This window comes from Brucella pseudogrignonensis (genome assembly GCF_032190615.1).
In the GTDB taxonomy this organism is placed as follows: Bacteria; Pseudomonadota; Alphaproteobacteria; order Rhizobiales; family Rhizobiaceae; genus Brucella; species Brucella pseudogrignonensis_B.
Window position 1 is genome coordinate 1237698 of record NZ_JAVLAT010000001.1, and the last position, 14076, is coordinate 1251773.

The following is a 14076-nucleotide window of genomic DNA, read 5'->3' on the forward strand; positions in this document are numbered from 1 at the left end:
AATCGAGCAGAATTTACGTGTTCATTGAATCGAAGAAATCGCCATTGCTCTTGGTCTGCTTGAGCTTGTCGATCAGGAACTCAATCGCATCTGTCGTGCCCATTGGCGCGAGAATACGACGCAGAACGAAAATCTTCTGAAGATCGGCGCGTGGAACAAGCAGATCTTCCTTACGTGTGCCGGATTTAAGAATATCCATAGCCGGGAAGATACGCTTGTCAGCAACCTTACGGTCGAGAACGATTTCCGAGTTACCCGTGCCCTTGAATTCTTCAAAGATCACTTCGTCCATACGCGAACCCGTATCGATCAGCGCGGTTGCGATAATGGTGAGCGAGCCACCTTCTTCGATGTTACGGGCTGCACCAAAGAAGCGCTTTGGACGCTGCAAGGCATTTGCATCCACACCACCGGTCAACACCTTACCGGACGACGGAACAACTGTGTTGTAAGCGCGGCCAAGGCGGGTGATGGAATCGAGAAGAATCACAACGTCACGGCCATGTTCGACAAGACGCTTCGCCTTTTCGATGACCATTTCCGCAACCTGAACGTGGCGTGTTGCTGGCTCATCGAAGGTAGAAGAAACAACTTCACCCTTCACCGAGCGCTGCATGTCGGTTACTTCTTCCGGCCGCTCGTCGATCAGGAGAACGATCAGATAGCATTCAGGATGGTTAGCCGTGATCGAATGCGCGATGTTCTGCAACAGAACCGTCTTACCGGTACGCGGCGGAGCGACGATCAGACCGCGCTGGCCTTTACCAAGCGGCGCAACCAGATCGATAACGCGCGAGGACAGATCCTTATTGGTCGGAACTTCGAGTTCCATCTTGAAGCGCTCATTTGGATAGAGCGGTGTCAGATTGTCAAAATGGACCTTGTGTTTGATTTTTTCAGGGTCATCAAAATTGATCGTGTTGACCTTGAGCAGTGCGAAATAACGTTCGCCCTCTTTCGGACCACGAATTGGACCTTCAACCGTGTCGCCGGTCTTCAGTGAAAAGCGACGCAGCTGGGAAGGAGAAATATAAATATCATCCGGGCCGGGCAGATAATTGGCGTCGGCGGAGCGCAGGAAGCCAAATCCGTCCTGCAGCACTTCAACAACGCCTTCGCCGATAATTTCGACGTCCTGAGCAGCGAGACTCTTGAGGATCGCGAACATCAGTTCCTGCTTGCGCATTGCGCTCGCATTTTCGACCTCAAGCGTATCGGCAAAGGCCAGCAGCTCGACCGGAGTTTTGTTTTTAAGTTCTTGTAGTTTCATTTCCTGCATGGGTGAGGAACTCTTTTGAAATAAAATAGGAAAATGCAGTTGTTCGGAAAGGTGGGTCACTTGGATCGTGACCGGCATCGAAGGCCTGCTGTCATGGTGGGAAGAGGACTCACTCATACCGTTTTGCAGCATGAAGAGCAAGTGTCAGTTAAGAATTGGCGAGATTTTATTCAATAGGAAGAAGGTCGAAGCCCGGTTCAAATCGCTGAAATTCCGGGCTTCCTGGAAATAATCATTAAAATTAGAACGGTTTCACGATCACCAGAATAACAATCAGGATCATCAAAACCGTCGGAACTTCGTTAACGATTCGCCAATGTTTGGCTGATTTGGTGTTCTTATCTTGTGCAAATAGACGTGTTGCCTTCGACAGATAGCCGTGGACACCGGACATCAACACAACCAGCAGAATTTTTGCGTGCAGCCATCCGCCTTTGAAATCAAAAATTTCCCATGCAAGCCAGAGACCAGCAATCCACGTTACAATCATAGCGGGATTTATGATGAAACGCAGCAACCTGCGTTCCATAATTTTGAACGTTTCAGAGGTTTCGGAACCAGGTTTAGCTGCGCAATGATAAACGAAAAGCCGCGGCAGATAGAGCATCCCGGCCATCCATGCGATCACTGCAATGACGTGGATCGACTTGACCCAAAGATAAGCATCGGCTGGATTCACGTGAAACAATCCCCATAAACCGAGTGCCACGACGACCAGAGCCACGATGATACGCATCAGCGCAGCCTTGCCGCTGTTTGTTTTATTCGAAGCGTTCATCAATAACCTCCGCGAACCCGGTCAATCATCCGCTGCACATTTTCAATCGGTGCCTGTGGCGTAATTCCATGGCCAAGATTGAAAATCAGTGGACCTTGACCCAGATTTTTGAGGATCACATCAACGCCTTCATCCAGCGCCGCACCGCCAGCGACTACGCGTAGCGGATCAAGATTGCCCTGAATAGCGCCTTCCTTTTGTAACTCCTGCGCAAAGGAAACCGGCACAGACCAATCAAGGCCCAGAACATCAACGCCGGTCTTTTCGCGATAGCCTGCATAAAGCATTCCGGCACCTTTCGGAAAGCCGATAATACGGGCTTCGGGATATACTGCCCTCACCTTTTGCACGATGCGGGCAACCGGGCGAACACAGAAGCGCTCAAAGCAATCTTCGTCCAGCACGCCGGACCATGAATCGAAAATCTGTACAGCATCAGCGCCTGCATCAAGCTGTTCAATCAGATATTCGGCTGAAACATCCGCCAGATCATTCAAGAGCTTTTCAAAGGCTTCCGGGAAGCGATAGGCAAACAGACGAGCAGGAGCCTGATCAGGTGTCCCATGACCGGCGATCATATAGGTCGCAACGGTCCAGGGAGCGCCACAGAAACCCAGCAGCGTTGTTTCATCTGGCAATTGCGCACGCAGCAGCCGAACCGTCTCATAGACCGGCTCAAGGCGTTTTGCGACACCTTCTGTCTCAAGCCAGAAAATCTCATCTGCATCAATCGGTGTCATCAAAGGCCCTCTTCCTTCTTCAAAGCGAAGGTCTCGTCCAAGGGCATGAGGGACAACCAGAATATCTGAAAACAGAATGGCTGCATCAAAGCCATAACGGCGGATTGGCTGAAGCGTCACTTCAACAGCCAGATCAGGTGAATAGCAAAGGTCGAGAAAGCTTCCTGCTTGTTTGCGCACTTCGCGATATTCAGGAAGGTAACGTCCGGCCTGACGCATCATCCAGATTGGTGGTGGAAACACTGCTTCACCGTCTATGACTTTCAAGACTTTGCGCTTCATCGCATTCCACCCTGTCTGATTTTCGTTATCGTGTGTGAAAGTTTTCCCATGCCTTCTTCATAAAGAAAGGAGGAATCTAGAGTCTTCTTATTCTTAGAGTCTGTTGGAATCGGGGATTACGTTTTACCTGCCTTTTTCCCACAGCTCTGCTTAGACACAGATTGGCCTGTGCGATCATTCACCGATCATCTTGATAAAAGCAATGAAAACTCAAATCATTCATTGAATCTAAGGAGTTACCAATTGCCGCACTTTGGCACTCTTTGTGGACAAGCTGGGAATATCACAGGCATTTTCCAAATGTTACGAGTCTTGTACACAAGCGCTTTCTAAAGCTTCCCACATGTGTACTCGCTGTGGATGACTTGCCAAGTTTCCCACCGCCTGCCATGGCTTGTGGATGGAGCCTTAAAATTACGCACAGTCGTCAACAGGGAGGGGAGAAATCTGTGACCAGACCGCTTTCTTACTTTCATCTTCATCTGATTTCTGATGCGACGGGAGAGACTCTCCTCGCTGCAGGCCGTGCCGCAGCCGCCCAATATGCCAGCGCGCGGGCGATTGAACATATTTATCCGCTCATCCGAACCGAGAAGCAGCTGCGCAAAGTTCTGGAAAATATCGACGCCGAACCTGGTATCGTTCTCTATACAATTGTCGATCAGAAGCTTGCTGCGATCATTGACGAAGCTTGCGCGGAAATGGGTGTGCCAAGTGTTTCCGTGCTCGAACCTGTGCTCAATACATTTCAATCTTATCTGGGCGCGCCCGCGCATCGTCGCGCCAGCGCGCAGCACGTGCTCAATGCTGATTATTTTCGCCGGATCGATGCGCTCAATTTTACGATGGAGCATGATGACGGGCAATTGCCACCCGATATAGAGGAAGCAGACGTAATTCTTGTCGGCATTTCGCGAACGTCCAAAACGCCGACCAGCATTTATCTCGCTAATCGCGGCATCAAGGCCACCAATGTGCCGATTGTGTTGGGTATCCCCCTCCCCGATCAGCTTTTTAGCGCAAAGCGTCCGATGATCGTCGGGCTGGTGGCAACGGCTGAGCGTATTTCGCAGATCCGGCAGAACCGTCCGCTCGGCAGTGTTCCATCGCTTGATACCGGACTTTACACAGACCGCGTTTCAATTTCCGAAGAACTGGCTTATGCCCGCAATCTCTGCAACCGGCATGGCTGGCCGATCATTGATGTATCGCGCCGGTCGATTGAAGAAACGGCAGCAGCTATTCAATCTCTGCTGCGTGATGGCAAGAAGGAAGATCTGACATGATGACAAAGCTTATTCTGGCCTCCAAAAGTCCATTTCGCTCGGCTCTGCTGAAAAATGCCGGCATCACCTTTTCGGCTGAAAGTGCGGATATTGACGAGCGCTTGGTCGAAGCGCCGCTTTATAAATCGGGTGCCACGCCCGAAGAGGTCGCACAGGTTCTGGCTGAGGCGAAAGCCTTGTCGGTCAGCGAAAACCACCCCGATGCGGTGGTGATCGGCTGCGATCAGACGCTTTCGCTGGGCGATGAGATTTTCCACAAGCCTGCGGATATGGAGGCGGCACGCCGCCAGCTTTTGCAATTCTCCGGTAAAACCCATCAGCTTAACAGTGGTGTGGTGCTGGTTAAAAACGGTGAGACACTGTGGCGTCATGTGAGCATCGCACGCATGACCATGCGTGATCTCGATCCGGGCTTTATCGGACGCTATCTTGGACAGGTCGGCGATATTGCCCTTTCCAGTGTTGGCGCTTATCAGGTCGAAGGTCCGGGCATTCAGTTGTTCTCAAAAATCGACGGCGATTATTTTACCATCGTCGGACTGCCGCTTCTGCCCCTGCTTGATGAATTGAGGAAGGAAAATCTGATTGATGGCTAACAAGGCATTCGTCACCGGCTTTCCGATAAAGCATTCGCGGTCGCCGCTCATTCATAGCTTTTGGCTGAAAGAGCATGGCATTGAAGGCTCTTATAAAGCCATTGAAGTAGCGCCGGAAAATTTCGCAGAATTTGCTTCCTCGCTTGCAAAAAATGGCTTTGCTGGCGGCAATGTCACGATTCCACATAAGGAAGTTGCCTTTGCAGCCGTTGAAAGTCGCGATGCGGCTGCGGTTGCTATTGGCGCGGTGAATACGCTCTGGTTCGAGAATGGAAAGCTCTGCGGCGGCAATACCGACGCTTATGGCTTTGCCGCTAATCTTGATGCATTGGCCCCGGGCTGGGACAATGCCGATACGGCACTGGTTCTGGGTGCTGGTGGTGCAGGACGTGCGATTGTGCATGCTTTGCAGACGCGCGGTTTTTCACGCATTGCTATTGTCAACCGCACGCTGAGCCGGGCGCAAGAACTGGCAAGCCATTTCGGTGCTGGCGTTTCAGCCTATGGATGGGATGCGGCGCAAGCCTTGGTCAAAGATGCCGGTCTCATCGTCAACACAACATCGCTGGGCATGAGTGGACATGGTGAGGCGACCGATTTTCCACTTGATCTGCGTGCAGCGCAGAAATCAGCCGTTGCGACGGATATTGTTTATATTCCATTGAAAACACCGTTTTTGGCCAGCGCTGAAGCGGCAGGTCTCAAAACCGTTGATGGTCTTGGCATGTTGTTGCATCAGGCGGTTCCGGGATTTGAACGCTGGTTTGGCAAAAGACCAGAAGTGACAGAAGCGCTGAGAAATCATATTCTGGATGATATGAGGAAGGCTGGCGCTTTATGATCATCCTCGGACTGACCGGCTCAATCGGCATGGGAAAGACCACCGCATCCAATATGTTTGCGGAAGCTGGCGTGCCAGTCTATAGCGCCGATGATGCCGTGCATGCGTTATATGCGGGTCGGGCAGCTCCTTTGATCGAAGCCGCCTTCCCCGGAACGGTTCAGGACGGCACTGTTGATCGGGCAAAATTATCGGCAGCCGTTCTTGGCAAGCCGGAAGCGCTTAAAAAGCTTGAATCGATCATTCATCCGCTCGTGCATGAAGAGGAAGCCGCCTTTCTTGCACGCGCGCGTGCGGATGGCGCCGATATTGCGCTGATTGATATTCCGCTGCTGTTTGAAACGGGTGGCAACAACCGCGTGGACAAGGTGGCTGTTGTTTCCGCCCCTGCCGACATTCAGCGGGCGCGGGTTCTTGCACGCCCCGGCATGACGGAAGAGAAGTTTGCGGCCATTCTTGCGCGGCAAATGCCGGATGCCGAAAAGCGTGCGCGTGCGGATTTTATCATCGATTCTTCGGGCGACTTTGAAGAAACCCGCGCGCAGATCACAGCCATCATCGCTGAATTGCGTGGAAAGCCTGTTGATCAATTCTGATTGCTAGCGCGAGCGTGTTATAGAGAACAAAATTATTTAAGAGGTTGCCATGCGTGAGATCGTTTTCGATACAGAAACCACCGGCCTTGAACGGCTGGAGGATCGGGTCATTGAAATCGGCGGTGTGGAATTAATCAACCGCTTTCCCACCGGAAAAACTTTTCACAAATTCATCAATCCGCAGGGGCGAAAAGTGCATCCTGATGCGCTCGCCGTTCACGGCATTACCGATGAGCAATTGCTCAAAGAGCCGAGCTTTGCTGAAATCGTAGACGAATTTTTGGCGTTTTTCGACGGTGCACAGCTCGTCGCACATAATGCCATGTTCGATCTTGGCTTTATTAATGCGGAACTCGACCGACTGGGCAAACCGGGAATCGCGGTTGACCGGATTGTTGATACGCTGGCGTTGGCGCGTCGCAGAAATCCGATGGGCCCGAATTCGCTTGATGCGCTTTGCAAGCGCTATGGCATTGATAATTCGCACCGCACATTGCACGGCGCTCTGCTCGATTCTGAAATTCTTGCGGAAGTTTATATTGAGCTGATTGGCGGCAAGCAGACAGCGCTTGGCCTTAGCATGTCTGGAAATTCAGGCGGCAATAATGGCACGGATAACAATAGTGGTATCGTTTTGCGCCAACGCCCGGTTCCGCTTGCCTCACGCATTTCAGAAAAGGAACGCGCTGCCCATGCTGCACTTGTGGCAAAAATGGGCGACAAGGCGATATGGAAAAAATATCTCACCTAATTCAGGCATAAAAGAAAACCCCGCATAAAGCGGGGTTTTCTTTTGATAGGAACCTAAGATCAGCTCTTTACAGCGTTCTTGGCTTCTTCTTCGGCCATACGGGCCTGGAACATCTGTGCGAAATCGATTGGATCGATCATCAGTGGTGGGTAGCCACCATTGCGGGTTGCGTCAGCAACGATCTGACGTGCAAACGGGAACAGCAGACGCGGGCATTCGATGAACAGAAGTGGAAGCATATGTTCCTGCGGGATGCCCTGAATGCGGAATACGCCGCCATAAGTCAGCTCTGTGTTGAACAGAACATCTTTGCCGTCGACAGCCTTGGCTTCGAGTGTCAGCACAACGTCGAAATCCGTTTCGGAAAGCGGATTGGCGTTTACGTTGACATTGATGTTGATCGAAGGAGCCTTTTCGCGTGGGCGCAGCGACAGAGGCGCGCCTGGGCTTTCAAAGGAAAGATCCTTGATGTACTGGGCCAAAATGTTGAGGGACGGCTGGGCGGTCGCGCCATTGCCGTTCTTTACTTCGCCCGCAGCGGCCTTATCGCTCATTATCGGTATGCCTTCTCTTTAGTGATTTATCTTGTTGCCAAAAAGCAGTGCTGCTTGGCTAGCATGTGTCGGAACATCAAGCAAGGAACGCTTTTTACGTTAGTATTTGTTCGATTACCGATCTTTGCGGTCCGGATTCCATGGTGAGTTTTCATCCGGCTTTGCTGTGTAATCTTCCGGGTCGAGATCGATTACGTTGTTATCCTGACGCTGATAGGGGCTATAGGCCTCCGAATAGCGTGTGGAAGCGGTCGCCACCACCACACGATTGCGGACAAACTGGTTCCAGACGAGATCGCGAATAAAGGGAACAAACAGCAGCAGGCCAATCGCGCTTGTCACAAAGCCCGGAACAATCAACATAATGGCCGCGACGACGATCATCGCGCCATGCATCATTTCACGATCCGGCACGCGTCCGGCGGCACTTTCAGTGCGAATGCGCTGCAACAGGCCAAAACCTTGCACGCGCAGCAGGAAAAAACCAAGCACGGCACTCAAAACAACAAGACCCAGCGTTGCCAGAACACCGATTTCACTGCCGACGATCACAAAGCCAGCAATTTCGATGAACGGCATGGCCAGCATGAGAAGAGGGGCGAAAGAAGGTGACACGGCAATTAAGACCTTATGTTGATGGGTGTTTGTAAAAAAGAAACGGAATTGAAGCAGTCTATCATAGATTATCACATAGGTATTCGTGATCGGGATTTGAATGATCTATCAAGCCGATCTATATATATATGCAACGAAATTGGTGGCGGGAGCAAAATTTGCGGTCGTTATCCGTTAACTGGTGGCAGGCGGTATGGAATTTTTTGATTTTGGCACGATATTTTTCTTCATAGCAGCGGTGGTAATATTTCTTCAGCTGAGGAATGTTCTTGGCCGTCGCACAGGAAACGAAAAACCGCCATTTGATCCTTATACCTCTAACCGCAGTGCTGACACACAGACCAATGGTGTGGAGGCCGATAATGTTGTGTCGCTGCCGCAGCGCACTGGCGAAAAAGACTTTTCAGCGGTCGATAAAATTGCGCCTGCGGGCACTCCAGTCAATGATGGGCTTCGCGCTATTCAGGCAGCAGACCCGTCTTTCAATCCTGACACTTTTGTTGATGGTGTGAAGATCGCTTATGAAATGATCGTCATGTCTTTTGCCGATGGTGATCGCAAAGTTCTCAAAAATCTTCTCTCCAAGGAAGTTTATGAGGGCTTTGTTTCAGCTATTGATGAGCGCGAAGCACGTGGTGAAAGCGTGCGTTCGACCTTCGTGGGCATCGACAAGGCAGATATCGCCAATGCTGAAATGAAGGGTTCGGAAGCGCATGTGACGCTCAATATCGTCAGTCAGATGATATCTGCGACCTTCGATAAGGACGGTAAAGTGGTTGAAGGCGACCAGGAAAATGTCGTCGAAATTCGCGATCTTTGGACCTTTGCCCGCGATACGCGTTCGCGCGATCCAAACTGGAAGCTTGTCGCGACAGAAGCGGAAGACTAAAGAGAGTTTACGATTCAAGGGCCGCTTATTCAGCGGCCCTTGAAGTATGCGATAAACGGATGCGGCTTGTGCATAATCTGGCGAACATCATACGACCGGTCAGCTATTCAGACTGTCCCGGCTGGTATCAGGACGATCAGGCTTTAGCCTTTTCGGCCTTTCGTCGTTCAGCCGATTATGCGGAACATAATCGCTATAACAGTGGTAGTCTCGGAATCAGCTTTGAAGCACTGAAACCGGCCTTTGCTGCGGCGCGCGCGCTCACAAATCCCAATACCGCTCAGGCGCGTGCGTTTTTTGAAGAGCATTTTGTCCCTTGCCGTATTGATGCGGAAGGCTTCGTGACAGCTTTCTACGAGCCGGAAATTGCCGCATCACGAACGCCTGATGCGCATTTTACGGTTCCGTTTCTCAAAAAGCCTGATGATCTTGTAAAAGTCACCGATGAAAATCGTCCCGTGGGCATGGACGCGTCTTATGCTTTCGCGCGACAAACAGCGAATGGTGTTGAAGAATATGATGATCGTCAGGCCATTGAGCAAGGCAGTCTGAATGGACGCGGGCTGGAGTTGGCTTATGTCGCCGACCGGGTTGATGCATTTTTCGCGCATGTGCAGGGTGCAGCTAGGCTCAAGCTTATCGATGGCAGCTTTATGCGGATCACCTACGCTGCTAAAGCTGGTCATCCTTTTACCGGCATTGGGCGTATTCTGGTGGCAGAAGGCGAAATTCCTGCCGATCAAATATCCATGCAGACCATCCGGCAATGGCTGAAGGATCATCCGGAAAAAGCCGATGATTTGATCTGGCAAAACCGTTCTTACATTTTTTTCCGCGAAGCACCTGTTGATGACCAGAATCTCGGGCAGATCGCAGCTGCCAAGGTTCCGCTGACGGCAGGGCGTTCCATTGCTGTCGACCGGCTTTTGCATACATTCGGAACACCGTTTTATGTGCATGCGCCAAGCGTAATCGCGTTCGACAATGCGCCCTTCTCCCGGCTCATGATCGCACAGGATACCGGAACGGCGATTGTCGGCCCGGCGCGCGGCGATCTTTTTGCGGGTTCGGGTGATGCGGCGGGCGAAATTGCTGGCGGTATTAAAAGCCAGGCCGATTTTTATGCGCTTGTTCCGCGCGCTTTGGTGGTCTGAACCATGGCATCAAAGAACGAAAACGCCGATAAAGATTACCTCCGCCCCGAAGACCGTATTCTCTGGGAAACGGTGGCTAAAACTGCTAAACCTTTGGCGGGTAAAAAGCTTCAGTCTGAAGAGCTTTCGGTTTTCAGCGAATTGATGGCGGAGAAGGCAGAGAAGAAGCCAGCGAAACAGGTGCCCTCGCCTGTCGCCGAAACCGTTGAGCCTAAAAAGAAAATCACCGCTCTTAAAGAAATGCCGATCCACGCATTTGACAAGCCAACGCACCGCAAGATTTCCAAGGGGCGTGTGGATATTGAAGCGCGGATTGATTTGCACGGCCTGACGCAGAACGACGCTTATGAACTGCTCTATGGCTTTTTGCTGGGTGCGCATGCACGCGGCTTGAAGCACGTGATGGTGATTACCGGCAAAGGCCGCTCATTTGGCAGTGAAGGCGTGCTCAAACAGGCAGTTCCGCACTGGTTCTCGACGCCGCTCTTCCGGCTTCTCGTCAGTGCCTATGAAGATGCAGCGCATCATCATGGCGGGCATGGTGCGCTTTATGTGCGCCTGCGCAAGCAAACGCAAAACGGAGGTCTTCTCCGATGACTCCATTTGGCAAGCGTTTGCGGGAATTGCGTGACGAACGCAATGTTACCCAGAAAGAAATGGCCGCAGCTTTGCGTGTGTCGCCGGCCTATCTCTCGGCGCTGGAACACGGACGGCGCGGCCAGCCGACATGGGATCTGCTGCAACGCATCATTACATATTTCAACATTATCTGGGATGAAGCGGAAGAGTTGCAGAACCTCGCTTCCGTGTCGCATCCGCGTGTGGTGATCGACACGTCGGGCCTGTCTCCACAGGCGACAGAACTTGCCAATCTGCTGGCGCGCAACATCCGCATCATAGATCGCGAGACGATAAAGCATCTGAGTGATGAAATCGAAGCGGCGCGTAAGCGCCGCCGTGGCTTAAAGCCTTTAGCCTAACGCATATTCTAAAACAGCGCCTTCAATTCATCGAGTTTGGAATTGACCAGCCAGCCGTAATAGTTTTCCTGCGGCATCAAAGGCGCCTGACCCGATGCTTTGCGCTGTGCATTTTCGTTAGCGAGTACGCGGGCGCGGGAATCCGCCCCACCTGTATTATAGAGCGTAGCGGTCAGGCCGGGATTTTTGGAAATATCAAAATCCGCAATCTGGCGATAGGCTGTGATCGACTGTTTCAGCGTGGCTGCAATATATGGCAGCGTCAGATCGGGGTCCATAATAGTTTTATAGACCGTGTTGCCGTTTTCGGCGTCAAGTTTTGGCAGGCCGGAAACGCGATTGACCATATCCGACATCTGCAATGCAGTGAGGGGGTTCATCTGTCCGAGGCCGAAAGTCTGACCAGCATAAAACGGCTGGAAGAAGACCGCGCTGAAGCGGTTGTTCGGATAGCTTTTACCGCCGACTGATTTGCCGCGGAACTGCTTGTTCCAGATATTCTCGCGGCAAGCCCATAGCGAATAGCTGTCTTTGAACTTGAGGCATTCGGAAAACTCCGGACGCTTTACGAACTGGCCAATGTTCTCGCCATTATAGCCGAAGCTCACGCCCTGGTTCACATAGGACATAGCCTTGACGTAATAGGTCTGTAAACGATCATAGACATCGACATTATAAGTGTGCTCACCAACAATGGCCCCGACAATATGGATCGGATCAATGCCATAAGCCGAAGCCGTCGATTTGATCTTCGAGCGCAACGATGCATCCTTTTTCAGAAGGTTATAAATCTTCTGATATTTCTTTTCATAGGTGGTGCTGAGTTCCTTGGTACGCTTGGCAGAAGCGCCGGGAATGGATGGCTGTTCAGCATTGCGGTTGCCGGGTGGCACCGAAACGGCAGCATATGCGCTCTGGCAAGAGAAAGCGACGGCAAGGCAGATGCCCGCAATACGGTTCAGTCGGCTGGTCATTGCGCGGAAAAAGCCCCAAATATGGTAAATCATGCGTAAAAGTTGGCGCAAAATAAAAAAAAACCTCGACGAAGTCGAGGGTAAAAAGTGTGCCCACATTTATGAGAGCAGGAAGTGTCTTTGATGACACGCTGCACATTTTCTATCGCTTGCGCTGATTTACATAATTCAAAGACATGCTCCAAACCACAAAGGGTTCCATGCATAGAACTTACAAATATTTAAGCACTTATCGGCGTCTTGCCCAAATGCCTTGCAATCTAATGCACTTGCTGGTGTTGCATATGCCAGAGTACTAATTGTTATTATGGATAAAAATTTTATCAGTATACTTCTAATATTCATAAAAAAGCCTCATATTGATTATTAAAAATATATCTAAAATAAAAATACATAAAATAACAATTTATTGCCCAATATAACCCGCCTAGACAATACTAGACGGGTTATATCTTTTTACAGAATGAAGCGCGACAGATCTGTGTTTCGGGCAAGATCGCCGACAGTCTTGCGGACATAATCGCCGTCAACCTTAAAGTCCGAGCCAGCCTTGTCAGGCGCGGTGTAGGAAATATCGTCCAGAACCCGCTCCATAACTGTCTGCAAGCGGCGCGCGCCGATATTCTCAACTGTCGAATTGAGGTCGACTGCAATATCAGCCAAAGCGTCAATCGCGTCGTCGGTAATATCGAGCTTCACCTCTTCCGTCGCCATCAAGGCAATATATTGCTTGATGAGGCTCACTTCGGTTTCCGTCAGAATCCGGCGGAAATCTTCACGCGTCAGAGCGTTCAATTCCACACGGATCGGCAAACGGCCCTGCAATTCCGGCAGAAGGTCAGACGGCTTTGAAACGTGAAAAGCGCCCGATGCGATGAACAGAATATGATCGGTTTTCACCGGGCCATATTTCGTTGCGACGGTGGTGCCTTCAACGAGCGGCAGCAGATCGCGCTGTACGCCTTCGCGTGAGACCCCTGCTCCCATTCCGCCTTCACGTGCTGCGATCTTGTCGATTTCGTCGAGGAAGACGATACCGTCATTTTCGGTCGAGCGCAGGGCTTCCTGAATGAGCTGGTCCTGATCGAGCAGTTTGTCGGACTCATCATTGATCAGGATTGCATAGGATTCCTTGACGGTGGTTTTGCGCGTCTTGGTACGCCCGCCCATCGCCTTGCCGAAAATATCGCCGATATTGATCATGCCGATATTGGCACCTGGCATGCCTGGAATTTCGAAATTCTGACCATTGCCTGTATCGGCAACTTCGATTTCGATTTCCTTGTCGTCAAGCTCGCCTTCACGCAGCTTCTTGCGGAAACTGTCGCGGGTGGCAGGGCTTGCGGTTTTGCCAACCAGACCGTCAAGCACGCGCTCTTCGGCATTGATATGCGCCTTGGCCTTCACATCCTCGCGCTTCTTTTCGCGCACGAGGCCGATTGCCGCTTCAACCAGATCGCGGATGATTTGCTCGACGTCGCGGCCCACATAGCCCACTTCGGTAAACTTGGTGGCTTCCACCTTAATGAATGGCGCACCGGCTAGCTTGGCAAGACGACGGGAGATTTCCGTCTTACCAACGCCGGTCGGTCCGATCATCAGAATGTTTTTTGGCATCACCTCTTCGCGCATCTGACCTTCCAGCTGCTGGCGGCGCCAGCGATTGCGTAAAGCGATAGCCACGGCGCGCTTGGCGTCGTTCTGGCCGATGATGAAGCGGTCAAGCTCGGAGACGATTTCGCGGGGAGAAAAATTGCTCAT

Annotated in this window: 16 protein-coding genes; 9 read left to right on the top strand and 7 right to left on the bottom strand. The window is 51.4% G+C overall.

Features of this window, described 5'->3' with window-relative positions; genetic code table 11:
• Positions 1 to 13: 13 nt before the first annotated feature.
• The 3 genes from rho to hemE all read right to left on the bottom strand — a co-directional run bounded on the left by rho (position 14) and on the right by hemE (position 3079).
• Positions 14 to 1279: a transcription termination factor Rho gene (gene rho, locus RI570_RS06045; RefSeq protein WP_250041384.1), complete on the bottom strand. Its 1266-nt coding sequence runs from the start codon at positions 1277 to 1279 to the stop codon at positions 14 to 16.
• Positions 1280 to 1520: 241 nt separating this feature from the next.
• Positions 1521 to 2057: a protoporphyrinogen oxidase HemJ gene (gene hemJ / locus RI570_RS06050; RefSeq protein WP_313827500.1), complete on the bottom strand. Its 537-nt coding sequence runs from the start codon at positions 2055 to 2057 to the stop codon at positions 1521 to 1523.
• A complete protein-coding gene (hemE, locus tag RI570_RS06055; protein WP_313827501.1) occupies positions 2057 to 3079 on the bottom strand; it encodes a uroporphyrinogen decarboxylase in 1023 nt (340 codons plus the stop codon). Before hemE ends, hemJ begins: the two co-directional genes overlap by 1 nt.
• Positions 3080 to 3528: 449 nt before the next feature.
• On the opposite strand from hemE, the gene RI570_RS06060 reads away from it, so the two are divergent.
• Genes RI570_RS06060 through dnaQ form a run of 5 tightly spaced genes read left to right on the top strand, consistent with a single transcriptional unit; the run spans position 3529 to position 7149 of the window.
• The gene (locus tag RI570_RS06060; protein WP_313827502.1) at positions 3529 to 4365 is read left to right on the top strand and encodes a pyruvate, water dikinase regulatory protein; all 837 of its coding nucleotides are present in this window, start codon (positions 3529 to 3531) and stop codon (positions 4363 to 4365) included.
• Complete coding sequence (locus RI570_RS06065) at positions 4362 to 4961, top strand: Maf-like protein (RefSeq protein ID WP_313827503.1); 600 nt, start codon at positions 4362 to 4364, stop codon at positions 4959 to 4961. The genes RI570_RS06060 and RI570_RS06065 overlap by 4 nt, the downstream gene beginning before the upstream one ends.
• On the top strand, positions 4954 to 5802 hold the full coding sequence (locus tag RI570_RS06070; protein WP_313827504.1) for a shikimate dehydrogenase: 849 nt from the start codon (positions 4954 to 4956) through the stop codon (positions 5800 to 5802). The genes RI570_RS06065 and RI570_RS06070 overlap by 8 nt, the downstream gene beginning before the upstream one ends.
• Positions 5799 to 6398 (top strand): dephospho-CoA kinase, encoded by a 600-nt coding sequence (gene coaE, locus RI570_RS06075; protein ID WP_313827505.1) that lies wholly within the window; start codon positions 5799 to 5801, stop codon positions 6396 to 6398. The genes RI570_RS06070 and coaE overlap by 4 nt, the downstream gene beginning before the upstream one ends.
• A 49-nt stretch (positions 6399 to 6447) precedes the next feature.
• Positions 6448 to 7149, top strand: a complete 702-nt coding sequence (dnaQ, locus tag RI570_RS06080) for a DNA polymerase III subunit epsilon (protein WP_313827506.1) — start codon at positions 6448 to 6450, stop codon at positions 7147 to 7149.
• 59 nt (positions 7150 to 7208) lie between these two features.
• On the opposite strand, the gene secB is transcribed toward dnaQ, so the two are convergent.
• On the bottom strand, positions 7209 to 7703 hold the full coding sequence (secB, locus tag RI570_RS06085) for a protein-export chaperone SecB (RefSeq protein WP_313827507.1): 495 nt from the start codon (positions 7701 to 7703) through the stop codon (positions 7209 to 7211).
• 114 nt (positions 7704 to 7817) lie between these two features.
• Complete coding sequence (locus RI570_RS06090) at positions 7818 to 8318, bottom strand: FxsA family protein (RefSeq protein ID WP_313827508.1); 501 nt, start codon at positions 8316 to 8318, stop codon at positions 7818 to 7820.
• A gap of 193 nt (positions 8319 to 8511) precedes the next feature.
• On the opposite strand from RI570_RS06090, the gene RI570_RS06095 reads away from it, so the two are divergent.
• From RI570_RS06095 to RI570_RS06110, 4 genes are read left to right on the top strand one after another with little or no spacing between them, the layout of a single operon-like run.
• A complete protein-coding gene (locus tag RI570_RS06095) occupies positions 8512 to 9207 on the top strand; it encodes a Tim44/TimA family putative adaptor protein (RefSeq protein ID WP_313827509.1) in 696 nt (231 codons plus the stop codon).
• A gap of 59 nt (positions 9208 to 9266) precedes the next feature.
• Entirely contained in the window at positions 9267 to 10361 is a 1095-nt protein-coding gene (locus tag RI570_RS06100; RefSeq protein WP_313827510.1) for a murein transglycosylase A, read from the top strand.
• Between the two features lie 3 nt (positions 10362 to 10364).
• A complete protein-coding gene (locus tag RI570_RS06105) occupies positions 10365 to 10958 on the top strand; it encodes a Smr/MutS family protein (RefSeq protein WP_313827511.1) in 594 nt (197 codons plus the stop codon).
• The gene (locus RI570_RS06110) at positions 10955 to 11341 is read left to right on the top strand and encodes a helix-turn-helix transcriptional regulator (protein WP_310013022.1); all 387 of its coding nucleotides are present in this window, start codon (positions 10955 to 10957) and stop codon (positions 11339 to 11341) included. Before RI570_RS06105 ends, RI570_RS06110 begins: the two co-directional genes overlap by 4 nt.
• An 8-nt stretch (positions 11342 to 11349) precedes the next feature.
• On the opposite strand, the gene RI570_RS06115 is transcribed toward RI570_RS06110, so the two are convergent.
• Both RI570_RS06115 and hslU read right to left on the bottom strand, forming a co-directional pair.
• On the bottom strand, positions 11350 to 12315 hold the full coding sequence (locus RI570_RS06115; protein ID WP_313827512.1) for a DUF1402 family protein: 966 nt from the start codon (positions 12313 to 12315) through the stop codon (positions 11350 to 11352).
• A 456-nt stretch (positions 12316 to 12771) separates the two neighbouring features.
• Complete coding sequence (gene hslU / locus RI570_RS06120; protein WP_313827513.1) at positions 12772 to 14076, bottom strand: ATP-dependent protease ATPase subunit HslU; 1305 nt, start codon at positions 14074 to 14076, stop codon at positions 12772 to 12774.

Coding starts and splice junctions, on each gene's coding strand:
- rho (WP_250041384.1), bottom strand. CDS start 1,279: ATGCAGGAAATGAAACTACAAGAACTTAAAAACAAAACTCCGGTCGAG.
- hemJ (WP_313827500.1), bottom strand. CDS start 2,057: ATGAACGCTTCGAATAAAACAAACAGCGGCAAGGCTGCGCTGATGCGT.
- hemE (WP_313827501.1), bottom strand. CDS start 3,079: ATGAAGCGCAAAGTCTTGAAAGTCATAGACGGTGAAGCAGTGTTTCCA.
- RI570_RS06065 (WP_313827503.1), top strand. CDS start 4,362: ATGATGACAAAGCTTATTCTGGCCTCCAAAAGTCCATTTCGCTCGGCT.
- RI570_RS06070 (WP_313827504.1), top strand. CDS start 4,954: ATGGCTAACAAGGCATTCGTCACCGGCTTTCCGATAAAGCATTCGCGG.
- coaE (WP_313827505.1), top strand. CDS start 5,799: ATGATCATCCTCGGACTGACCGGCTCAATCGGCATGGGAAAGACCACC.
- dnaQ (WP_313827506.1), top strand. CDS start 6,448: ATGCGTGAGATCGTTTTCGATACAGAAACCACCGGCCTTGAACGGCTG.
- secB (WP_313827507.1), bottom strand. CDS start 7,703: ATGAGCGATAAGGCCGCTGCGGGCGAAGTAAAGAACGGCAATGGCGCG.
- RI570_RS06095 (WP_313827509.1), top strand. CDS start 8,512: ATGGAATTTTTTGATTTTGGCACGATATTTTTCTTCATAGCAGCGGTG.
- RI570_RS06100 (WP_313827510.1), top strand. CDS start 9,267: ATGCGGCTTGTGCATAATCTGGCGAACATCATACGACCGGTCAGCTAT.
- RI570_RS06105 (WP_313827511.1), top strand. CDS start 10,365: ATGGCATCAAAGAACGAAAACGCCGATAAAGATTACCTCCGCCCCGAA.
- RI570_RS06110 (WP_310013022.1), top strand. CDS start 10,955: ATGACTCCATTTGGCAAGCGTTTGCGGGAATTGCGTGACGAACGCAAT.
- RI570_RS06115 (WP_313827512.1), bottom strand. CDS start 12,315: ATGACCAGCCGACTGAACCGTATTGCGGGCATCTGCCTTGCCGTCGCT.
- hslU (WP_313827513.1), bottom strand. CDS start 14,076: ATGAGCAATTTTTCTCCCCGCGAAATCGTCTCCGAGCTTGACCGCTTC.